Genomic DNA, 20,956 nt, shown 5'->3' on the forward strand with positions numbered 1-20,956 from the left:
AATATACTTAACATGGTGAATAATTAAAGAGTCAATATATATAGAGGAGAGAGTAACATGCTTGAAAATACAGGGTTAGTATTAGAAGGCGGCGGTATGCGTGGTGTATATACGGGCGGGATATTAGAATACTTTATGGAACAAGATTTATATTTTCCATATGTAATCGGTGTATCAGCTGGTGCTTGTCATGCAGCGTCGTATCTTTCCAGACAAAGAAATAGAAATAAAACGGTCAATATTGATTATGCATCACATCCGAAATATTTATCGTATAAAAACTTATGGAAAAAACGTCAGCTATTTGATATGGATTTCATTTTCCATGAAATTCCAGAAAAGCATGTGCCGTTTGATTTTGAAACATACTTTAATAGCCCGGAACGTTTCCTTGTAGGAACAACGGATTGTGAAACAGGACAGTCTGTTTATTTTGAAAAAGAGGGAACGAATGACGATGCACTAAATTTATTACAAGCTTCTAGTTCATTACCTTTCATTGCACCAGTAGTAAATTACCGTGGTAAGCAATTATTAGATGGCGGGATTTCAGATCCAATTCCAGTTCGTAAAGCACAGGAAGATGGATTTAAAAAATCAGTCGTAATTTTAACAAGAAATCACGGTTACGCAAAGAAAAAATCAAGATTTGGGTGGGTTGCTGCGAAAGCTTATAAAAAATATCCGAATCTTGTTAACACGATGCTAAATCGCTATGAAGTGTATAATGAAACACTTCACTACATTGAAAAAGAAGAACAAGCGGGTAATTTATTTGTTATTCGTCCAGAAGTACCGCTTCAAGTAGATCGTATGGAAAAAGATACAGCAAAACTACAAAATCTATATGAGCAAGGCTATGAAGATGCAAAGAGACAGTTTGCAGATTTAAAAGCGTTCTTGCAAAAATAAGTATTAGGCTGTGGAGAAGAAATTCTCTGCAGCCTTTTTTGTATTGCTTGCTTATCCGTTACTTTTTAAAAATGTATAAATGTTTAAGTGTTTAAAGAGTTTGTAAAACATAGGAGTGTCTTATTGAGGAGAATTTACTTGAGAGGTATTATGACGATGTAGCGCTACTAAACTATTAATTTATGAGGTGATTGTTAATGAAAGGAAAAGTTTTTTCAATTACGACTTTAGTATTATTAGCAACATCAATCTCAACAAGTGCATTCTATCCAACTCTAAGCGGTCACAAAAGCGGTAACCTACTATCTTACAGAGCTCAAACGACTACGAATCAAAACGCATCTCGCTGTTCAGTAGCGATTTCTTTTATTAATTCAAAAGGAAGTTATTCATATATTGAAAGTGCTTCGGATAAATTAGGATCGCATGAATCTGGAAGAGCATTAAATGCCACGGTTAGTAATGGCGCATATAACGCCTTTGGTGCAAAGGGGCTATACTCTGAGCATTATGCTAATGAGAGTAATGACTATCAAGAAGATACACACAAAGGAACTTTTGATAGTAACGGTAACTTACGATTACAGTGGTAAAAAGCATTAAACAGTTGTCTTTATAAATATTTGGATAGGGAGAAGGGGATGTTCATCATCTCCTTCTTATCTAAAAGGAGCAGAGACATGTATTTAGCTTTTAAAAATATAAAAAACAACAAACTGTTTTCCGTCATTCTTCTTATGTCATTTTTTATTTCGTTTCTTTCTATATCAATAGCTGCGCTTTTAACAGAATCTAAACGGAATTTCATATCTGCTTTTCAAATCGGCTTTCCAGAAAAGAATCAAACGTTAACTGTTCCGATAGCGAATACAACTGAATTGGAAGCGATAATTCCTGTCATACAAGATATTTTTGTAAAAAGTGATATTTACGTAGAGCATTTAAAAGCATTAAATAGTTCAGGGGCAACAAAGATCATAGCTGTAAACTTAAAGGATGATTATTATTGGAAGCCATATATTTCTGAAGGAAAATATTTTCATCGTGAAAATGTAAACGATATGGTTGTTGGCGATCAAACGAATGTAGAGGAGTTATATGAATTTGATGATACATATCAAAAAATAGGAACTATATCGAGAAAAGACAGTGATATCGGTGTAGCAGGCATATACGTTCCACTTCAAAACTTACCTACTCTATCTAAAAAAAGTATTATCGCGAGTAAACAATTACAATTAACAGTTGTTAATCCTACATCATCTATTCATAACGAGATAAAAACATTTATGAATAAGAGCAAAGAAGTGCTCTCGGGAGATGTTCAAATACTGAATGAACGAGATCTTCAGGAACTACAGGTAGCACATATAGATCCAGCAAATAAGTATTATTATAAATTCATTCTTGTTGCAGTAGTTTCTGGGCTTTCCGCGGTGTTGTTTTGGATTTATAAAAAAGAAAGAGAGATTTCATTAAAAAAGGCAGTAGGTGCTTCTAATATATCTATTTACTGCGAACTATATATTCAAATTTTGTTTATTTCTCTAGTGGCGATGTTGTTGGTTTTTCTGGCGTTAGAAATGTTTTCTGGAACAATTCATACGTATTTTCAGACATACTTATTAAAACCGTTAACACCATATGTATTGGTATGTAATATTGTTTTTATAATTTTTCTTACAATGTTTGTTACTGTAATTCCAATCAAGCACATTATAAATATATATCCCGGAAAACATTTAAGAACGTAGGTGGTCGTCATGTTTTTTATATTTGATTCTATACAGTCTGTGAAAAAACGGTTGTTACCAAGTTTGATTATAGTAATTTCTTTAATTATTGCATTTTCTTCAGCTATAGAATTTATTAGTAATCTGTCGGGATATCGAAAAATGATGACAGTAGCAAATAATTTATCGACTCATAAAAATTTCTACGAACTTTATGCGACGCAAGATATAACATTGTTTAGTGAAGAAAAAGCGAAAAGTGATTATCAACAATTCATTCAAGGATTATCTAATACGATACCAATAACAAATAAAACCAATTATTTGTTCCGTAACTATTCAATTAGTTTAAAAAAAGAAAATGGAACGATAAAGGCTCTTATTGTTGATAAAGATATTAATAAATACTTTCATATACGAATTTCACAAGGAAGATATTTTGAGGAATCGGAATTTCATAAATCAGTATTTGATATTAGACCTGTTATATTAGGGTCTAATTATATAGAAAAGGTATCTATTGGTGATGTTATACAATCTGGAAAAATGAAGTTGAAAGTAATTGGCTTTTTAGAAAAAAATTCACCATTTACATATCCTCGGAGCGGTGATATATCAGATAATCGTATTACATTATTAGATGACATGGCAATTTTACCAATTGGAATGGAAGAAATAGAGTTCTATAGTGTAGACCTTTTATACAATGGGTTAATTATAGAAACAAATGAGAATATAAATGAATTTCAAAAGAAAGTATTAAAGGTAACGGAAGGTAAGGGATATTCGTATTATGTTACAAATCCGAACAAATTGTTAGAAAACGAAAAACAAGGTATTGATAATATGTCATACCCCTTATTATTAAGCGGTACAGTCTTATTTTTTTCGTTTCTATCTATCGTATTAACATCAATGGCCGCACTTTATATGGAGCGTAAAAATATTTCTATTAAATCAGCGTTAGGTGCAAGTACTTTTCAAATATGTCTTCCATTTATTATTGAGTATATGTTGTTATTCATTTTATCGATATGTATAGGCATTATGTATTTTCAATGGGAGAATAGCGGAGTAATTGAAATTCAAAAAGAGCTAGAAAATAGTACAATATCTTTTTTTGGAACGTTACAAGTCTCTATAGAATCATTGATTGTTATAAGTATGTTATCAATTGTAATGATCTTCATTATATATATAATCATTTATTTCAATGTATTAAAAATAAAAAATACATATATGAAAGAGGTGTTATAGATGATTCAGCTTGCAAATGTGGCTAAGGGCTTTGGAAAAAATAATTTTAGTGCTTTAAATGATATTAATCTCGTAATAGAAAAAGGCGAAATGATAGCTATTATGGGACCCTCTGGTTCGGGGAAATCTACTCTCCTTAACATTATTGGCTTAATCGATAGCCCCTCTGCTGGAAAGTATTTTTTAGATGGAGTGGATACGAGTACATTAAAGTCAAGCTATCATAAGTATAGAAACAAGGAAGTTGGATTTGTGTTTCAGAACTTTTCGCTACTTGATGATTATACAGTTGTTGAAAATGTAATGCTTCCGCTTGTATATAGAAGAATTTCTCATAAGAAACGTATGCAAATATCAAAAGAAATGCTGAAAATGGTAGGGCTTGAGAGGCATATTAACAAATATCCTTACGAGTTATCAGGAGGAGAACAGCAAAGAACAGCAATAGCAAGGGCTTTAGCACAAGATACAAAAATTATACTTGCTGATGAACCGACTGGTGCTCTTGATCAAGAAAATGGGGAAAAAATTATGAGTATTTTACAAGAGATTAACAAAGAAGGAAAAACAGTTCTAGTTGTTACACATGATCAAAAGGTAGCTGCATATTGTCAGAGGACAATACGGTTACTTGATGGTTGTATAGCATAATATGGATGATGGTATGTGAAAAGGTGATACATATGGAAAATGTATATAAAAGACTTAGACATACCGGATTTACTGCAATGCTTATTTTTGGAGGGGTATTTCTACTTCGCTGGCTCATACATGATGAGATGCTAATGGATTAGCTTATTGGGTGTAGTGTAGGGATGGTAATGGTTATTTCGTCAGTTTTCATTCAAAAGTATAGTAAAGAATTACAGGTGAATGAGAAATATTAAAGGTTCCTAATCTCTTTTAAGTAGTTTGGACGTAGAGGAGGCTTGCATATGATTTTTTTATTCGCCGTATATTTTGTTTTCATTATGACGTTGGTAATTACGTTTCTTCTTTCACAAAAGTCATATAAGAAGCCAGTTATTAAATATATACCAACGTTAATATTGTTTATTTTGGCTTTCATTTCTTCTGTTATGTTTGTATTGAATAACGGAATGGGAGAGCTGATGATAGCTGTCTCTTTAGGGATTGCAGCGATAGTGAACGGTCTTTTGCTTCTTGTTTTGAAAGTAGTTCGTGTGATTGTTGCAAAGGGAAAAGAGAGCATCGAATTCGATGCTCTCTTTTTATTTACGCTTCTTTTTAATAAATGAAAAGGCTAAAGCTGTAATTAAAATACTGCCTTTAATGATATCTTGTGCATAATAAGGAACGTTCATCATTGTGAGTCCATTTAATATAATTCCAATTAATACTGAGCCGAGAAATGTTCCGACTATATTTGGTTTCTTGGCGCCGAACATTGCGTAACCGATATAGGCAGCTGCGACTGCATCCATTAATAATGGGGCACCAGCTGAAACTTGTCCTGTTCCAACGCGGCTACATAGAATAATGCCGCCAATAGAAGCTAGTAAACCGCTAATCATATAAGCATACACACGGTAACGGTCAGTAGGGATACCGGCTAGTCTAGCAGCTTCTCGATTCCCACCCGTCATATAAAAGAAACGACCGTACGTTGTTTTTTCTAAAAATAGATGTGCAATTAAAACGACGATAAGCATGATAATGACAGGGACTGGAATTCCTAAAACAGAACCCTGACCGATAAATAAAAAGGATGGAATAAAATGTCCTGTTGCACCGGACATTCCTTCATAAATTGAAGATCCTTTTGAAAATGTTAAGTGTAGTCCATTAACGATATACATGATACTTAATGTAGCTAGTAAATCGGGTAGTTTAATTCGGATAACAAGTAGTGCATTAAATAACCCAACTAATACCCCGCAAAGAATAGGAACAAGGAGTGTAACTAATAGTTCTTGTCGATATAAAACGAGACAAGAAGCAGCGGCAATTGTTGCTAAACTAGCGGTAGAGCCGACTGATAAATCAAACCCATCTACAATCAATGTAAAGGTAACGCCGATTGCAAGTAACGTTACGATGGAAATAGAACGTAAAATATCACTAATATTGTTATATGTTAAAAAAGAATCATTGACGATAGAGAAAAAAATTGTAACACCTATAATAATAGCAATTGTACTAAATTGATAAAAAAGATGAGTAGGTAAATTTGGTTTTTTAGTTTTATGAACGAGATTCAATGGAATAACTCCCTTCAGATAAATGTAAAAGCTGTTCAGGAGATAGTTCGTTTGGTAAGTATTCACCTACAAATTCTCCGTTCGCCAGTATAAGAATGCGATCAGCGATATGTAGTGCTTCATCTTGTTCTCCTGTGAAATAAATTGCGGAACTTCCGTTTTCTGTAATGTTGCGAATGAATTGAAAAATGTCTTGTTTTGCAGCGATGTCTACACCTTTAGTTGGTTCATCCAAAAGAAATAGATTAGGTTTGAATCCATCCCACTTTGCAATTGAGACTTTTTGTTGGTTTCCACCACTAAGTGAATGAATAAGGGCTTTTGGGTCATTTGGCGAAATGCTGAAAGAAGAAATTGCCATGGTGGCATTATTTAATTCGGTTTGTTTTCGTCGCCATCCTGATTGGTGTAAATTTGTGTGACCTATAATATTTTCTGTAAGAAACACGCCTTGTTTTCTTCTTTCTTCGGGTACAAGTGCAATTTTCGCTTTAATTGCATCTCGTGGTGTTTGGATTTTTATTGTTTGACCATCTATTTCAGCGTGATAAGTATGACGAGCGCCAAATAAGGTTTCGGCAAGTGTTGTTTTTCCACTTCCAATTAATCCGTATACCACAACAGTTTCTCCTTTTCGTATTGTAAGAGAAAGGGGAGAACGATCTTCGTGTAATTGAAGTTCTTGTACTTTAAATAATTCTTCGCTTCCGGTTTTTGGTGCTGTATTAATAGGGAGTGTAAGTTGTTTTCCAGTCATTGCTTCCACAATTTGCTGATCTGTAATCTTTGTAATAGCTTCAGAAAGGGAAACCTTCCCATTGTGTAATACAGTTACATCATCTGCGAAATTTCGAATCTCGGATAAACGATGAGAAATTAAGATAATGCCAATACCTTTTGCTGTTAAATCTTTTAATAGTTTCCCAAAGGTTTCAACCTCTTTTGGTCCAAGAGAAGAAGTAGGTTCATCTAATAAAAGATAATTTGTATTGTTAGATAAAGCTCTTGCGATAAGGAGTAATTGTTTTTCATGTAATGAGCAGTTTGAAACATCTTCCGAAACATTTAAATTTACCTGTACAGTTTGCAAATGTTGTTTAGCAAGTGCGATTAATTTTGACTTTGAAAATAGTATTTTATTTTGCATTGCTAAATGATCGATTAGTACATTTTCTAATACAGATAATCCGGGAATAAGTCCGTGATCTACTTCTTGTGTTACGAAAGAAATACCATGCTTTTTTGCATCTCGAGGTGAAGTAAAGGAGACAGACTGATTATCAATTTTTATATCGCCAGCAACTGGTTGAATTTCACCAGTTGCTATTTTTAGTAAAGTACTTTTTCCGGCACCGTTCATGCCTAGTAAAGCGTGCACTTTTCCTTTTTGAATATGAATAGAAACATCTTCTAGAACAGGTGTAGCGATATGATAAGAATGTGTAATGTTTTGAAGAGAGAACGTCATCATTTTTTCTCCTTCTCTAATTTTTTCATCCAAGGGGAATATGCATCTTTTGAGTCTCCCCAACCGTTTATATATTTTGATAACTGATCCATTGTTATATTTTCTTTCGGTAAACTATTTTTCTTTACTAAATAAGGTTCTAGTGAATAAATATCTGGCGTTTGTTCACCAGCAATTTTTTTGTATAAAAATCGTACTTGAACCTTACCTACTTCAGCTGGGTCAGTTGCAGCTGTAGCAGTCCAAGGTGAGTTTTCTTTTTGCATAAGTTGTAAATCTTCATTACTTAAGTCAATGCCATATACTTTTATATCTGTACGACCAGCTTGTTCAAGTGCTTTAACAGCCCCTTTAGCAAACTCATCCCACGAAGCGAAAATAGCTTGTAAATCTCCTTTTTTCGGATATTTCTTTAGTAAAGCTTCTACTTGTGTTTGTGTATCAAGCGGTGTGTTATTACTAGCAGTACCGAATCTTGCAACTTCTTTTATATTTGGATACCGTTTATAAAAGGCATCAATGATAACGTTGCGGCGTTCCATTGGAGCAAATCCGCCAACCCATACGACGGCGATATTTCCTTGTCCATTCAAATCTTCCGCTAACGTTTTTAAAGATTTCCAAGCAAGACTATAGTCATCTTGATCGATAATTGTCACACCTGGCAAGCGTAGATCGTTATCGAACGCAACTACGGGAATGTTCGCCTGTAATGCTTTTTCTACTCCGGGTTTTAGTGCTTCAGAACGGCCATGATCAATTAAAATACCATCAACTTTTGAATTAATAGCAGTATCTAAATTTGCAGCCATTTTTGCTAAATCATTATCAGAATTGTAGACTTGTACACTGCCGCCAAATAGCTCAACTTGTTTTTTGACGCCCTCAATATATTGAGAGGAAAAAGTTCCGATGGACATTTGCATAATTAATGCGATTTTTAATGGCTTCTTCATTTGGATTGGAACTTCTGTTTGTAATTGTTTTTCTACCGTTGTAGTTGCCTGCTTCACAGTTTGTTGCTTTTGTGAAGAGATAGCATCTTGTTCATTTGTACAAGCTGTTAATGTAAATAAGAGAAAAATAAGTACGATGGAACATAGTTTTTTCATAAAAAAATCCCTCCTAAACTAAGAAGAGAGAGGAGGGAGTGAAAATAAAAAACGCCTTTTCATATAGAAAAGACGTCTTATCATATTACTCTTATCTTTCAACACAATGTGTTGTAAGAATTAGCACCGTGCCCATAAATGGGTCGGTTGCCGGGCTTCGTAGGGCTCATCCCTCCACCTGCTCTTGATAAGACATCGAATATTTAACTATTTTGAATTATTCCATGATTCTGTATGGTTGTCAAATGTTTTTTGTAAATAAAAAAACCCTCAGAAAGAGGGTTTTTAATGTGGTAAGAAAATCAATTGATAAGCAAACAAAATTCCAAATACATACACAAGTGGGTGAACAGCACGGAATTTACCTTTTGCCACTTTCATAAGTGGATATGAAATAAATCCAAGTGCGATACCTGTTGCGATACTTGATGTAAGTGGCATGCTTAAGATTACTAAGAATGCTGGGAATGCTTCATCAAATGCGTCCCAATCGATGTGGCGAACTGAACCCATCATAAGACTACCAACGATAATTAGTGATGGTGCAGTAATAGCTGATACACCAGAGACAGCACTTACTAATGGTCCGAAGAATGCTGCTAGTGCGAATAGAATAGCTACTGTAACAGTTGTTAAACCAGTACGACCACCAGCTGCAACACCAGCAGATGATTCAATGTAAGCTGTTGATGGTGTTGTTCCGAACATAGAACCGATTGTTGCTGAGAATGAGTCAGATAGAAGAGCTCGTCCAGCTTTGGGAAGCTTTCCGTCTTTCATAAATCCACCTTGTTGTGCAACGCCAAGTAATGTACCTGTTGTATCGAAAAGTGTAACAAGGAAGAATGAGAATACAACGCCGTATAATCCGTAGTTAATTACGTCAGATACAGCAGTAATTGGATTTGAAACGATAATTCCTTCTGGTAATCCAGGCATTGATGTAACACCGTTTGAGAATGATAATTGTCCCGTGAAGAAAGCGATAATACCAGTTAATAGCATCCCGATAAATAGCGCACCATTTACATTTAAAGACATAAGAACAATCGTAATTCCAAGTCCAGCTAATGCTAGTAGTACTGGAGCAGAGTGAAGATCACCAAGTCCAACTAAGTTTGCTTCATTTTTTGTAACGATACCTGTTAAACGTAAACCGATAAAGGCGATGAAAAGACCGATACCAGCAGTAATTGCATGTTTTAAGTTTTCAGGAATTGCTTCCATTAATTTTGTACGGAAAGATGTGAATGATAACAAAATTAAAATCATACCTGCTACGAATACAGCAGAGAATGCAATTGCGAAAGTCATGCTTTCATGAGCCTTTACAACAGAGTAAGAGAAGTAAGCATTTAATCCCATACCTGGTGCAATTGCGATTGGTAAGTTTGTAAAGATCGCCATAAATAATGTTCCGACAACAGCAGCGATAATGGTTGCTGTAAATGCTTGTTCAAATGGAACACCTGCATCCCCAAGGATAACTGGGTTTACGACAATGATATATGCCATTGTTAAGAAGGTAATAATACCTGCCATAATTTCAGTTTTAATAGAAGTTTTATGTTTTGAAAGGTTAAACATATAAACATCCTTTCTGTTTACGAATAATTTTCACAACAGTTATATATAATATTCGTTTTTTAACTATTTTGCAATAGTTTTGCATAAAAAGTTTACAACAATTCATATTTTGTGTCTTAAATTCAAATATTAATCGTAATATGATGTGCGAATTTCAGTTTTTATTATGCACATTATAAGAAAAAGGAGTTGAAAGAAAACTATGCCGCAGCAAAAAAACTTTGTAACAATGCCGGCGCAACATCAAAATAAACAGCCTGGCATTGAATCATTAATGAATCCTCTACCGCAGTTTGAAGATCCAAATTATAAAGGAAGCGAAAAGTTAAAAGGAAAGAATGTATTAATTACAGGTGGAGATAGCGGAATTGGACGAGCTGTTTCTATCGCTTTTGCGAAAGAGGGAGCAAATATTGCGATTGCTTATTTAGATGAGGAAGAAGATGCTAATGAGACGAAGCAGTATGTTGAGAAAGAAGGTGTAAAGTGTGTATTGTTGCCGGGTGATTTAAGTGATGAACAGCATTGTAAAGATGTTGTTCAAGAGACCGTTCAGCAGCTAGGAAGTTTACAGGTTTTAGTAAATAATGTTGCGCAGCAATATCCGCAGCAAGGACTAGAGTATATTACAGCAGAACAGCTAGAAAAGACTTTTCGTATTAATATTTTTTCTTATTTTCACGTTGCGAAAGCCGCACTTTCTCATTTAAAGCAAGGGGATGTCATTATAAATACCGCGTCTATCGTTGCATACGAAGGAAATGAAACGTTAATTGATTATTCTGCAACGAAAGGGGCAATCGTTGCTTTCACAAGATCACTTTCTCAGTCATTAGTGCAAAAAGGGATTCGTGTAAATGGTGTTGCGCCAGGACCGATTTGGACACCACTTATTCCATCGAGCTTTGATGAGAAAAAAGTATCACAGTTTGGAAGCAATGTTCCAATGCAAAGACCTGGTCAACCATATGAATTAGCGCCAGCATATGTATATTTAGCGTCTGGTGATTCATCCTATATTACAGGGCAAATGATACATGTAAATGGGGGCGTTATTGTAAATGGATAGTTTTCATTTATAAGAGCAAAGTAAAGTTAATTCCACTTATTATAGTGAGCGCTAGGGGGGTATAGATGAAAAAGCTATGTTTCGTCATACTATTATTTTTCATTCTACCGGTTAGTGCTTTTGCTAGTACAGATCATTTAATATTAGTGAATCTTACGACAAACCAGTTGTCTTTTTTTGAAAATGGAAATTATACAAAAACATTCCCCGTAACAACTGGAAGAGATCGTACACCTACGCCTGAAGGTAATTTTTGTATTATAACTAAATATAAAAATAAAGAATACCATCGAAAAAAAATAGCTGGTGGTGCACCAAATAACCCTCTTGGTACGAGATGGCTTGGACTAGATAAAAATGAATATGCGATTCATGGGACAAATCGGGAATGGACAATTGGAAGTAGGGAATCAAATGGCTGTATTCGTATGCATGACAGGGATATACAGTGGTTATATGACCGAGTTCAATTACAGACGAAAGTAATCATTTCTCGGTTTCATACGAGCCCGGAATATGAAGCGAATAAGCTTGGTTATCGTGTTGTGAGCTGGAATGGTCGTAAAGTAGAAGAAGAGCAAATTGGTATGCTTACGTTAGTAGATCGCGTGGATATATATTGGCAAGAACCGAATGGACAGCTAACGAAAGTGAAAATGGTATTGCCAAACGAAAGATATGCAGTGTACTCAAAACGAAAAGATGGAATATATTATATAGGAAACAATTTGTATATTGTGGATGAAACAGGAGAAAAAATTCGTTATGAGCAAATTCCTTCTTCAGCTTTAAGTAATATATATAAACGAAAATATAATGTTCCGTAATAGGCTACCGTATTATAGACGGTAGCTTATTTCTACTTCCAGTTTAACTGCAACTATTGTACTTTGCTGAATATAATACAGTACAGATAGGGGGCGGTTACATTATGAAAAGTGAATTTGCGTTTAAAGTTTTCTTAGTAACGACCTGTTTATTTATCGTGTATTTGTATGCTTTTCTCGTCTTTTCGTTTTATGTTCCATACGTTGATTTAATATTGTTCTTCGGATTTATTTGGGCGTTTGTTAAGGCAAGGGAAGGGGAGAAAAGTATATATCGGCGTATTACGTTATGCGGGACAGCCGTTCTCGTTATTTTGTACTTTTTTATTATGCATGATTTTTGGAGGGGAATGTAAAAAAGCATACGATTAGTCGTATGCTTTTATATCTGTTAATGATGGAAGGGAGGCAATTGCACCGTAATTTGTACATGTGATAGCGCCTACTTTATTTGCAAAGGAGATAAACGCTGTTAAGTCTTTGAAATGATACGAAAGTGTGTGTTCACTTTGGGCAATCTGATATAACATTGCTCCGACGAAAGCATCACCAGCACCAGTTGTATCGACTTGTTGAATAGAAATAGAAGAGACAATGGTTTGACCTTCATTTGTCGCTAGAAGGGTACCGTCTTTTCCAAGTGTAATAGCTACTACTTTTGCGCCATAATTTAATAATTTGAGAGCAGCTTGTTGTAAATCACTCTCTTTAGAGAGCATAGTAGCCTCCTCTTGACTTACTTTTACGAAGTGTGCATGTTTTATAAAGGTTAGACAATCTTGAGAGAATTGTTCTGTATTTGTAATGAGTGCACTTCGATAATTTGGATCAAAAGAAATAAAATGGCCGTTATCTTTCGCATATTGTAACAACTGGAAATACGTTTCTTTTAATGGGCTTGATAGTAAAGCTGTCGCTGAACCAAAATGTATTAAATCATTCGTTTGTATTTTTGATAAATTAATGCTATTGAATTGATATTCACCATCTGCACCACGCATAAAAGTAAAATCACGTTCGCCATCTTGATCTATGGATACGAATGCAAGTGTTGTTTGTTTATCTTTTATGAGCATGGAAGTATCGACTTGCGCACGCTGTAAAGTTTGTTCAAGAAAATCACCAAATGGGTCGTTTCCTACTTGGCCCATAAATGTAGCGTGTCCACCTAATTTTGTAATTGCAGCAGCAACGTTAGCGGGTGCTCCACCAGCTTTTTTTTCGAAATCTGAACCGTTTACTAAAGAAACGTTAGTATTTCGGCACACAAAATCAATTAATAGTTCACCTATACAAAAGACATTTCTCATATAATTCCTCTTTTCAGCTTATATTGTGTGATGGTAAAGTTTAGTTTTGCATCTGAAAAGATTGCGATATGATGTTTCATGTCTTTTCGAGGAAAAACTCGGGAAGTAAAGACTGTTGAACCATCATATAAGAAAATTTCCACGATGCTTTTATCTACAAATATTTGTAGTTCTATCGTATCTTGAATATCGATTTTTTTACAGCGTTCAAATCCATATTCTCCGCCAAATTGATGGTAGAAGTTGCCCCTGTCTATAGAAATAGTACCTTGTTCCCGATTAAATGTAATTGGAAAACATTCCTCCTCATTGTGGAAGAGAGAAAGCCCAAAACACTTTGCATCTTCTGTTTTAAGGGAAGCAATTAATTCGTAGGAGCCTTCATCATCAAGCGTTGATAATACATTTAATCCAGCTGTTATATCTCCTGAGATTTCTTTTTTTGTTGTTCGTAGTTTTGTTAATTCTGAAACTGGTTTTTGTTTTAAGATGTTATCTTCTAATGTTAATTCACGTGGAATTGTTAGGCAATGAGCCCACATATAATCATCAGAAGGATATGTGATTTCACTTGATCCTGCCCAAGCAAACAATAGGCGACGACTAGTAAAGTCTTCTAAAGTTTGAGGAGCATAAAAATCGAATCCTTTATCAACTTCGTAATAGGAATCAACATGGAAATATAAATTTTTAATATCGAAATGGCCTATAGCATAAACGACATTGTATACATTGTGAAAGTTTTCTCCGTCTTTTTCAATTCCTTGCGGTGAAAAGAGAAGTACATCTTTCCCTGATAATTGGAAGTAATCGGGGCATTCCCACATAAATCCAAATTCTTTTAAATTTGTTGTAATTTCGCCTTGGAAATGCCAATTGTATAGGTCTTGTGATTTGTATAGTAATAGAGTTCCTGTTTTATTTTCACGTTGGGCACCGAGTAACATATAGTACATATCATTATGTTTCCAGACTTTTGGATCACGTACATGTTTTGTATATCCGTCAGGAATTATATCAATAACGGGATTATTACTATATTTCGTCATCGTATATTGTGAATCCATTGTTGCCATACATTGTTTTGCATCACGGGAATCATCAGGATTTTTTATATTCCCTGTATAAAGTAAATGAAGAAGGCCATCTTTTACGATAGCACTACCAGAATATGCACCGTGTGATTCATAGCTTTCAGTAGGGATGATGGCTACAGGCATACGCTCCCAGTTAATAAGGTCTTTTGACTTCACATGCCCCCAATGCTTCATTCCATGAATGGGACCAAATGGATACCATTGATAAAAAACGTGATATTCATCATTGTAGTATGATACACCGTTAGGATCATTCATTAATCCAAATGGTGGATGGATATGATAAATTGGTTTCCATGAATCTTGGTTTGCAATTTCATATAAAGAATGTAATTCGTCTTTATTAGATTGCAGTATTGTTTTATATTTTGACATAGTTTTTACCCCGTTATTATTTACTTTCTTTATATAAAATGAATGTGGCAACAAAAGCAGTGATAACTGCAATAGTGAAGCCAATTATATAGTGAATCATGTTCATCATGCCAAGAGGTGCAACAATTGTAAGCATCGGAATACCTGTTAAACCGTATGCATTAGCCGCCACTTGCATCCAAACAACGTAAGCGCCTCCAATTGCGCCGCCAATAGCGGCTGCAATAAATGGTTTACCAAGTTTTAAATTGACCCCAAAAATAGCTGGTTCCGTAATTCCTAAAAATGCTGAGGCTGCTGCGGGAATTGCAATTTCTTTCGTTTTTTTGTTTTTTGTTTTGAAATAAACTGCTAAAGTAGCACCGCCCTGTGCAACGTTCGCCATTGACCAAATAGGGAGTAAGAAATTGACACCGATATCTTTATTTGCAAGTAAGCCCGCTTCAATAGCGTGGAAGCTATGATGTAAGCCAGTAAGAACGATTGTTGAATACAATCCGCCGAATATAAGTCCAGCTACTGGTCCTGCAAATTGATAAATTGTATTTAAAAGGTACGTAATGCCGTCACCGATTTTATATCCAATTGGTCCGATAATAATAAGTGATAAAAAGCCAGTTATAATAATTGTTAAGAATGGTGTAACTAATAAATCTAAAGAGTTCGGAACACGTTTTCGAAGTTCTTTTTCAATTGTACTCATAACATATACGCATAATAAAATAGGTAAAACAGTACCTTGATAGCCAATCATATCAATATCCATACCAAGGAAATGTAAAACAGTTGGTTTTGCATTTGAAAGAGTCCAAGGGTTTGTTAAGCTTGGATGAGTTAATATACCACCAACAACTGCACCTAAGAAAATATTTCCACCAAATTCTTTAGCGGCACTCACTCCAATTAAAATAGGTAAAATAATGAAAGCTGCACTTGAGAACATATCAAGTAATTGGATAAGTGAGTGATCTCCAGGAACTAATTTAAACGCTTTCAACATTCCGAGTAGACCCATAAGTAAACCGCTTGCGACGATAGCTGGAATAATTGGAACAAAAATATTGGATAGTGTCTTTGCTAGGCGGGCGATAGGATTCATTTTTTTCTTAGGTATATCGTTTGATGTTGTAGAATCTAGTTCGGCTATCCCAATTAGTTTTGAGAATTCATCATATACTTTGTTTACTATGCCAGTTCCAAAAATAATTTGATATTGCTCGGTCGTTGCGAAAGCACCTTTTACTCCATCGATGTTTTCGATTTCTGCAGCGTTTATTTTCGTATCATCCTTTAATATAAGACGAAGGCGAGTCGCGCAATGTGTGGCACGAACAATGTTTTCCTTTCCACCAATGTTCTGTAATACTTGAGTTGCAATTTGTTTCATATCCATAAAAATTCCCCCTTACTATAAATTCTCTTTTATGGAACCGGTTCCGTAATAAGTTAAAATAAAAAACAGGGAAATGATGTTGAAAATCCTGTTTTTAAAATGTGGAACCGGTTTTAATTTTATTATAGAGCGCCTTTATATTTTGTCAACGCTTTCTTGGATTTTTAATGTATAACGAGAGTGTAATATTTTTGGTATAGTTTTGTTTTCAACAAGCTGTGAAAGAGAAGTGGCAGCAAGCTTTCCAGCATACTCATAGTCAAACGCAATTGTCGTTAAGCTAGGGTGTACCATTTCTGAAATATCATATCCCCCAAATCCTGTTACAGAAATATCACCTGGTACAGAAAGGGAGTGGGAGTGAATAACTTTCATTGCGCCAAGAGCGATATTATCTGTAGCACATACGATAAGAGTTGGGCGATTATTATCTAAAATATGTTGTACTTGTTTCATGGCATCTTCTATTTGGAAAGATGTTTCGTAATAACAAACACTGCAAGTTGGTTCTAAATTTTCAATGGCTTTTTGAAAACCGTTTTTTCGATTTATACCAACAGAAATATCATCTTTTTCTACTCCTAAATAGGCGATATTTCTATGACCTTGTGATAACACGTATGCTCCTAACTCATAAGCTGCATCATAATCATCATGAACGAGGCAATATTGATCTTTATATTCTTGCCCAACGAATAAAATAGGGATATTTGAATTAGCAATAATTTGTTGATGCTTATTTGTTAAAGTTTTGGTTAATAAAATAATGCCAGCTACTCTTTGCTTTATAAAGTTTTCCATTGCTTGTATTTCAGTTTCAATTGTTTGATTTGCATTTGCTACAAGCATTTGATAGTTATTTTCCTGTAACGTATTATCAATCCCGATAAGTGTTTTCATTGTAGCGAAGGAGTCTAATCGGGGGATAATAACACCAATTAAATTTGTTGTTTTTGCTTTTAAGCTTTGAGCAAATGTATTGGGAGAAAAATTTGTTTCTTGAATAATACTTTCGATTTTAAGTTTTGTTTTATCACTTACATATCCACCGTTTAAGTAACGAGAAACTGTGCTTTTTGCAACTCCAGCCAATTTGGCGATATCTGCAATTGTTTTAGCCATAGTATTTCACCTTCGTATTCATAAAAATGTTAACTTTATTATAGGGAGAATTAGAGAAGACGTAAATAAGAAGGGGGAAAGAAAAAACCACCTCACGTATATGAGGTGGAATAATTGTTAATATTTTGGTTTAAAAGTATGACAACAAGTTTCTACACTCGTTGTTACAGAACTTTCTAGCGTCTCGTTTGTTAAAACTGCGCTTGTATACGAATCATTTGTATTCGAACCCGTTTCTTCAGCATCTGGTTGAACAATGATTGCACTTGCTTGACAAAAGTTACCTTGTCCCCAAAATGAGCAATTGGAAACAGAACATTTTACTTCTGGCATAAAACCCCCTCCTTATACATTAGTTTGGAATTTTACGTCCATTTCATGTGTAGAAGGAGTTTCCTTTTCTCGTTATTTTTTCGTTTGTTCAAACCATTCTTTGAACTTTTCTTTTGATTGTTCGCCGCTAATACGGCTTACTTCTTTACCATCTTTAAAATGAATAATTGTTGGTGTTCCTTGGATATTGTATTTATCCCAAGGCTCGTTTAAATTTTCAATATCAATTACTTTCATATCAACATTTAAATCTTTTGCTAAAGGTACAACAGTAGGAGAGACCTTTTGACAATGAACACAAGAGGTTTGATAAAAGTAAATCGTTTGTTCTTTTTTATCTTCTATATTTTTATTGAGATCCTCAAGAGAAATTTTATTTGAGTAGTAACCTTTTTCATCTGTTGATGCGCTTTTCTTTTCCATTTGTGTTACAGCAAAGATTGCCGCAAATAAGACGATAATAATACCGCCAAATATAAGCATTTTTTTCATTCTTTCATCTCCTTATTTGTTTTTGATGACAATAAAGCTACAAACAGCGATTGTAATAAAGCCGATAAGTGCTAAAAACGGGATTGTCACAAAGCCGAACCAGTTTATGTATTCTCCCGTACATGGTACACGGCCGCAAGCTGCCCCTGCAGCCGAAAATGCTGCGATCTTTTGAATTGCATAGTGATATAAAGAAATACAAGCACCAATACTTGCGATTGGTAAAGAATAATTTGCGATGCGATAGTCTTTTTTTACTACAGCGATACCGAGCCATAAAACGAATGGATACATAAAAATACGTTGATACCAACAAAGGACACAAGGCTCAAATTTCATGATTTCGGAAAAGTATAGACTTCCTAGTGTAGCAATAAAAGAAGCTCCCCACGCGGTAAATAAAGCATATTCTTGCTTTTTTTCTCGTCCCATATTTTATACCTCTCTTATAATAGTTACATACTAAATTATAGTATGAAGTGGTACAGAAAAGAAAGAAAAAATATGTTTATCAATAAAAGTTTTATAAGAGGAAACTTTTATTGATATGAACATTTAAAAAAAGCGCTATTCTCCAGAAGAGAATAGCGCTATAGTTTACATTTGAATTTGCTCTACTTCTTCTATATGTGACTTTTGGGATGCGTGGTCAATATATTGAAATAGGAGCTGCAATTGTTTATCAACTTCTGGCAGTTCTTTACTGTATTGATAAGCGTGTAAAAAATGCTCAATACGCTTAGAAAATAATTGATCGTTCGTTTGAACCATGAGAACGAGTAATTTATCCCAATTACAGCAATACGTGTAATAGAGAGCTTTATCATAGTCGTTATATGTTTGCACTGTGTACCCTCCTTACCGAGAGTTATATATAGTGTGTGATAAGTAAGGAGAAATACACTTGAAAGAATTTGTTAAGAAAAAAAGTGAATGAAAAAAAACGAGGTGTTTCCTCGTTTTTTAAGCTTTTGGCATTGGCGTAGGTGTTGGTTTGCCATAGCCTTCTTTGTATTTATTATCGATATAGTTACGAATTTCAAGCGTTGTTTTTCCTTTTTGTTTCATGGAAGCAGATTCAACTGCGATTTCTAGGCAATTGACGCAAGTCGTTGCATGGGAATCCCAAACAACTTCACCATTCTTTTTAATTTCACGAATAAAACAATTTTTATTATTTTTATGTCCTACACTTTCACCGCAACCGCAGTAACATGGAATCCAATCTAATAGTTCTGCATTTTGTCCAGCGACAGTGTAGATATCTTTCATTTGTGGATCAAGCTTGTCTAGGAAGGTGGGAAGTGTGTCGACTCCTTTTGTTTTCTCTTGAATGTCAGCTTGCTGAGTGTGCGATGCATGGTCATGTTCTTCTTTTTTTGATTCAGAAGATTTTTGGTCATTTGTACTAGTACTTCCGCATCCAGCAAGAATTAAGCTTAGTACTGCAAGTAAAGAAAATACATATTTTTTCATTCGCTTGTCCCCTTTACAAATGTATTAATCAAATTGTATCAGAGATTATGGTGTGTCGGGTGAAGATTTTTTTGACCGATTTTTGAAATGCCATCGTAGTGAATGGAATAGAAATAAAATTGGGATATAAGCGTATACAATGTATAAACCAGCTTGAGATAGGACTGTATTTAATGTGTTGATACTTTCACGGTTTTTAAAAAATAAAGAAGCTGTAAAAACGATGAAAATGAAAAACGGTAATGTAAATTTAAATGAAATATGAAATGAACGCTTCATCGTTTGGCATGATGACCAAATAGTTAAACAAAGGTTTGGCAAAATAATCAGAAACCAAACAAAAATAATAATATATTCAAACCGTTGAATGAAAGGAACTTTAATTATTTTTAACATCGTTAAAGTAGGCCAAATAGTATGATTTAATTGTCCTTCACTATAATACATAAAAGATACAATAGCTAAAACTACATAAATCAAAGTGCTAAAAAAAATTCCTGCATGAGCCCATCTTTTTAAAGACTTACCTTTTTCAATAAATGGATAGAAGATAAGGATTGTTTCAAAGCCGAGAAACTCTAATGCAGATTGCTTTGCAGATATAAGCATGTCAAAAGGTGAATGTGTAAAAATAGGTAAAATATTGCGGAAATGAGCGTATTTCATTGGATAGACTAAAAAGAATACAACGAAAAGAGGAAGTACAATACCCCAAAAACATATCCCTGTCACAGAACGGAACCCACCTTTTATAATGTAGTAAGTGACTAATAAAAACATAAGGGTAAGTTTCCATAACTTAATGGTAGGGAAGATCCAAACTTGTATCACTTCCATATATGTACGAAGAACAGTAAGGCAAAATAATAAGCAATAAAGAGTGAAAATGACAGAAAATATAGAGCCAAACCATTTTCCAAAACTTGTTGTATGAATGCTAATTAAATCTCCATCTTTTTCTAACATTTTTAACATACAAAACAGCACAATATGGGTTGCAATCCCCGCAATAATAAGAGAAATCCAGGCATCATAACCAGCGTTTTTTAAAATTACACGTTGATACCCAAGAACTCCTATTCCAATTTGAAGCGAATGTAATAATATAAAGGCAAAGTATGGAGAGACTGTCTTTGCTTTATTCATTGTATTCATTGCTTATTTCACCTCA

At 34.5% G+C, this 20,956-nt stretch carries 23 protein-coding genes, 1 pseudogene and 1 riboswitch; of the genes and pseudogenes, 10 read left to right on the top strand and 14 right to left on the bottom strand.

Going from position 1 to position 20,956, the window contains the following annotated elements:
- The first annotated feature begins 57 nt into the window (after positions 1-57).
- The 7 genes and pseudogenes from EGX95_RS02660 to EGX95_RS02685 all read left to right on the top strand — a co-directional run bounded on the left by EGX95_RS02660 (position 58) and on the right by EGX95_RS02685 (position 5,161).
- The gene (locus EGX95_RS02660; protein WP_000892670.1) at positions 58-912 is read left to right on the top strand and encodes a patatin-like phospholipase family protein; all 855 of its coding nucleotides are present in this window, start codon (positions 58-60) and stop codon (positions 910-912) included.
- Positions 913-1,109: 197 nt separating this feature from the next.
- A complete protein-coding gene (locus EGX95_RS02665) occupies positions 1,110-1,505 on the top strand; it encodes a hypothetical protein (protein WP_046952046.1) in 396 nt (131 codons plus the stop codon).
- Between the two features lie 87 nt (positions 1,506-1,592).
- Entirely contained in the window at positions 1,593-2,666 is a 1,074-nt protein-coding gene (locus tag EGX95_RS02670; protein ID WP_000280217.1) for an ABC transporter permease, read from the top strand.
- A 9-nt stretch (positions 2,667-2,675) separates the two neighbouring features.
- Complete coding sequence (locus tag EGX95_RS02675) at positions 2,676-3,902, top strand: ABC transporter permease (protein ID WP_000465063.1); 1,227 nt, start codon at positions 2,676-2,678, stop codon at positions 3,900-3,902.
- Positions 3,903-4,553 carry an ABC transporter ATP-binding protein gene (locus tag EGX95_RS02680; RefSeq protein ID WP_000615287.1) on the top strand — a complete coding sequence of 217 codons (651 nt, stop codon included), beginning with the start codon at positions 3,903-3,905 and terminating at the stop codon, positions 4,551-4,553.
- 32 nt (positions 4,554-4,585) lie between these two features.
- Positions 4,586-4,789: pseudogene (locus tag EGX95_RS30645) on the top strand (hypothetical protein).
- Positions 4,790-4,837: 48 nt separating this feature from the next.
- A complete protein-coding gene (locus tag EGX95_RS02685; RefSeq protein ID WP_000576474.1) occupies positions 4,838-5,161 on the top strand; it encodes a hypothetical protein in 324 nt (107 codons plus the stop codon).
- On the opposite strand, the gene EGX95_RS02690 is transcribed toward EGX95_RS02685, so the two are convergent.
- The 4 genes from EGX95_RS02690 to EGX95_RS02705 all read right to left on the bottom strand — a co-directional run bounded on the left by EGX95_RS02690 (position 5,135) and on the right by EGX95_RS02705 (position 10,291).
- A complete protein-coding gene (locus EGX95_RS02690; protein WP_001054971.1) occupies positions 5,135-6,124 on the bottom strand; it encodes an ABC transporter permease in 990 nt (329 codons plus the stop codon). The genes EGX95_RS02685 and EGX95_RS02690 overlap by 27 nt on opposite strands.
- The gene (locus EGX95_RS02695) at positions 6,108-7,595 is read right to left on the bottom strand and encodes a sugar ABC transporter ATP-binding protein (protein ID WP_002081655.1); all 1,488 of its coding nucleotides are present in this window, start codon (positions 7,593-7,595) and stop codon (positions 6,108-6,110) included. The genes EGX95_RS02690 and EGX95_RS02695 overlap by 17 nt, the downstream gene beginning before the upstream one ends.
- Positions 7,592-8,704: a sugar ABC transporter substrate-binding protein gene (locus EGX95_RS02700; RefSeq protein ID WP_000732069.1), complete on the bottom strand. Its 1,113-nt coding sequence runs from the start codon at positions 8,702-8,704 to the stop codon at positions 7,592-7,594. The genes EGX95_RS02695 and EGX95_RS02700 overlap by 4 nt, the downstream gene beginning before the upstream one ends.
- 88 nt (positions 8,705-8,792) lie before the next feature.
- Positions 8,793-8,898: riboswitch (SAM riboswitch) on the bottom strand.
- 91 nt (positions 8,899-8,989) lie between these two features.
- Positions 8,990-10,291, bottom strand: a complete 1,302-nt coding sequence (locus EGX95_RS02705) for an NCS2 family permease (RefSeq protein WP_063246800.1) — start codon at positions 10,289-10,291, stop codon at positions 8,990-8,992.
- A gap of 202 nt (positions 10,292-10,493) precedes the next feature.
- Here EGX95_RS02705 and EGX95_RS02710 point away from each other — a divergent pair, with 202 nt between their 5' ends.
- From EGX95_RS02710 to EGX95_RS02720, 3 genes are all read left to right on the top strand, one after another.
- Entirely contained in the window at positions 10,494-11,360 is an 867-nt protein-coding gene (locus tag EGX95_RS02710; RefSeq protein ID WP_001136274.1) for an SDR family oxidoreductase, read from the top strand.
- 65 nt (positions 11,361-11,425) lie between these two features.
- Positions 11,426-12,187, top strand: a complete 762-nt coding sequence (locus tag EGX95_RS02715; protein ID WP_000732024.1) for a L,D-transpeptidase — start codon at positions 11,426-11,428, stop codon at positions 12,185-12,187.
- Between the two features lie 104 nt (positions 12,188-12,291).
- Complete coding sequence (locus EGX95_RS02720) at positions 12,292-12,543, top strand: hypothetical protein (RefSeq protein WP_000834195.1); 252 nt, start codon at positions 12,292-12,294, stop codon at positions 12,541-12,543.
- Positions 12,544-12,555: 12 nt separating this feature from the next.
- On the opposite strand, the gene EGX95_RS02725 is transcribed toward EGX95_RS02720, so the two are convergent.
- From EGX95_RS02725 to EGX95_RS02770, 10 genes are all read right to left on the bottom strand, one after another.
- Complete coding sequence (locus EGX95_RS02725) at positions 12,556-13,497, bottom strand: carbohydrate kinase family protein (protein WP_001246637.1); 942 nt, start codon at positions 13,495-13,497, stop codon at positions 12,556-12,558.
- Complete coding sequence (scrB, locus tag EGX95_RS02730) at positions 13,494-14,969, bottom strand: beta-fructofuranosidase (RefSeq protein ID WP_000049744.1); 1,476 nt, start codon at positions 14,967-14,969, stop codon at positions 13,494-13,496. The genes EGX95_RS02725 and scrB overlap by 4 nt, the downstream gene beginning before the upstream one ends.
- Positions 14,970-14,985: 16 nt before the next feature.
- Positions 14,986-16,362, bottom strand: a complete 1,377-nt coding sequence (locus EGX95_RS02735; RefSeq protein WP_000367325.1) for a sucrose-specific PTS transporter subunit IIBC — start codon at positions 16,360-16,362, stop codon at positions 14,986-14,988.
- Between the two features lie 135 nt (positions 16,363-16,497).
- Positions 16,498-17,484: a LacI family DNA-binding transcriptional regulator gene (locus EGX95_RS02740; protein WP_001140405.1), complete on the bottom strand. Its 987-nt coding sequence runs from the start codon at positions 17,482-17,484 to the stop codon at positions 16,498-16,500.
- A 117-nt stretch (positions 17,485-17,601) separates the two neighbouring features.
- Complete coding sequence (locus EGX95_RS02745) at positions 17,602-17,817, bottom strand: DUF1540 domain-containing protein (protein ID WP_001115394.1); 216 nt, start codon at positions 17,815-17,817, stop codon at positions 17,602-17,604.
- 72 nt (positions 17,818-17,889) lie between these two features.
- A complete protein-coding gene (locus EGX95_RS02750) occupies positions 17,890-18,309 on the bottom strand; it encodes a thioredoxin family protein (RefSeq protein ID WP_000738463.1) in 420 nt (139 codons plus the stop codon).
- Between the two features lie 12 nt (positions 18,310-18,321).
- The gene (locus EGX95_RS02755) at positions 18,322-18,741 is read right to left on the bottom strand and encodes a disulfide formation protein C (RefSeq protein ID WP_000532254.1); all 420 of its coding nucleotides are present in this window, start codon (positions 18,739-18,741) and stop codon (positions 18,322-18,324) included.
- Positions 18,742-18,906: 165 nt separating this feature from the next.
- Complete coding sequence (locus EGX95_RS02760; RefSeq protein ID WP_001195458.1) at positions 18,907-19,155, bottom strand: YhdB family protein; 249 nt, start codon at positions 19,153-19,155, stop codon at positions 18,907-18,909.
- 117 nt (positions 19,156-19,272) lie between these two features.
- The gene (locus EGX95_RS02765; RefSeq protein ID WP_000761037.1) at positions 19,273-19,785 is read right to left on the bottom strand and encodes a PCYCGC domain-containing protein; all 513 of its coding nucleotides are present in this window, start codon (positions 19,783-19,785) and stop codon (positions 19,273-19,275) included.
- A 45-nt stretch (positions 19,786-19,830) separates the two neighbouring features.
- On the bottom strand, positions 19,831-20,940 hold the full coding sequence (locus tag EGX95_RS02770; RefSeq protein WP_001095020.1) for a GerAB/ArcD/ProY family transporter: 1,110 nt from the start codon (positions 20,938-20,940) through the stop codon (positions 19,831-19,833).
- Between the last annotated feature and the right edge of the window lie 16 nt (positions 20,941-20,956).

It is taken from the genome of Bacillus sp. FDAARGOS_527, from assembly GCF_003812125.1.
GTDB lineage: Bacteria > Bacillota > Bacilli > Bacillales > Bacillaceae_G > Bacillus_A > Bacillus_A paranthracis.

Bases quoted from the DNA above. Each gene is read 5' to 3' on its own strand.
- EGX95_RS02660 (WP_000892670.1), top strand. From the start codon at position 58: ATGCTTGAAAATACAGGGTTAGTATTAGAAGGCGGCGGTATGCGTGGT.
- EGX95_RS02665 (WP_046952046.1), top strand. From the start codon at position 1,110: ATGAAAGGAAAAGTTTTTTCAATTACGACTTTAGTATTATTAGCAACA.
- EGX95_RS02670 (WP_000280217.1), top strand. From the start codon at position 1,593: ATGTATTTAGCTTTTAAAAATATAAAAAACAACAAACTGTTTTCCGTC.
- EGX95_RS02675 (WP_000465063.1), top strand. From the start codon at position 2,676: ATGTTTTTTATATTTGATTCTATACAGTCTGTGAAAAAACGGTTGTTA.
- EGX95_RS02680 (WP_000615287.1), top strand. From the start codon at position 3,903: ATGATTCAGCTTGCAAATGTGGCTAAGGGCTTTGGAAAAAATAATTTT.
- EGX95_RS02685 (WP_000576474.1), top strand. From the start codon at position 4,838: ATGATTTTTTTATTCGCCGTATATTTTGTTTTCATTATGACGTTGGTA.
- EGX95_RS02695 (WP_002081655.1), bottom strand. From the start codon at position 7,595: ATGATGACGTTCTCTCTTCAAAACATTACACATTCTTATCATATCGCT.
- EGX95_RS02700 (WP_000732069.1), bottom strand. From the start codon at position 8,704: ATGAAAAAACTATGTTCCATCGTACTTATTTTTCTCTTATTTACATTA.
- EGX95_RS02705 (WP_063246800.1), bottom strand. From the start codon at position 10,291: ATGTTTAACCTTTCAAAACATAAAACTTCTATTAAAACTGAAATTATG.
- EGX95_RS02710 (WP_001136274.1), top strand. From the start codon at position 10,494: ATGCCGCAGCAAAAAAACTTTGTAACAATGCCGGCGCAACATCAAAAT.
- EGX95_RS02715 (WP_000732024.1), top strand. From the start codon at position 11,426: ATGAAAAAGCTATGTTTCGTCATACTATTATTTTTCATTCTACCGGTT.
- EGX95_RS02720 (WP_000834195.1), top strand. From the start codon at position 12,292: ATGAAAAGTGAATTTGCGTTTAAAGTTTTCTTAGTAACGACCTGTTTA.
- EGX95_RS02725 (WP_001246637.1), bottom strand. From the start codon at position 13,497: ATGAGAAATGTCTTTTGTATAGGTGAACTATTAATTGATTTTGTGTGC.
- scrB (WP_000049744.1), bottom strand. From the start codon at position 14,969: ATGTCAAAATATAAAACAATACTGCAATCTAATAAAGACGAATTACAT.
- EGX95_RS02735 (WP_000367325.1), bottom strand. From the start codon at position 16,362: ATGGATATGAAACAAATTGCAACTCAAGTATTACAGAACATTGGTGGA.
- EGX95_RS02740 (WP_001140405.1), bottom strand. From the start codon at position 17,484: ATGGCTAAAACAATTGCAGATATCGCCAAATTGGCTGGAGTTGCAAAA.
- EGX95_RS02745 (WP_001115394.1), bottom strand. From the start codon at position 17,817: ATGCCAGAAGTAAAATGTTCTGTTTCCAATTGCTCATTTTGGGGACAA.
- EGX95_RS02750 (WP_000738463.1), bottom strand. From the start codon at position 18,309: ATGAAAAAAATGCTTATATTTGGCGGTATTATTATCGTCTTATTTGCG.
- EGX95_RS02755 (WP_000532254.1), bottom strand. From the start codon at position 18,741: ATGGGACGAGAAAAAAAGCAAGAATATGCTTTATTTACCGCGTGGGGA.
- EGX95_RS02765 (WP_000761037.1), bottom strand. From the start codon at position 19,785: ATGAAAAAATATGTATTTTCTTTACTTGCAGTACTAAGCTTAATTCTT.
- EGX95_RS02770 (WP_001095020.1), bottom strand. From the start codon at position 20,940: ATGAATACAATGAATAAAGCAAAGACAGTCTCTCCATACTTTGCCTTT.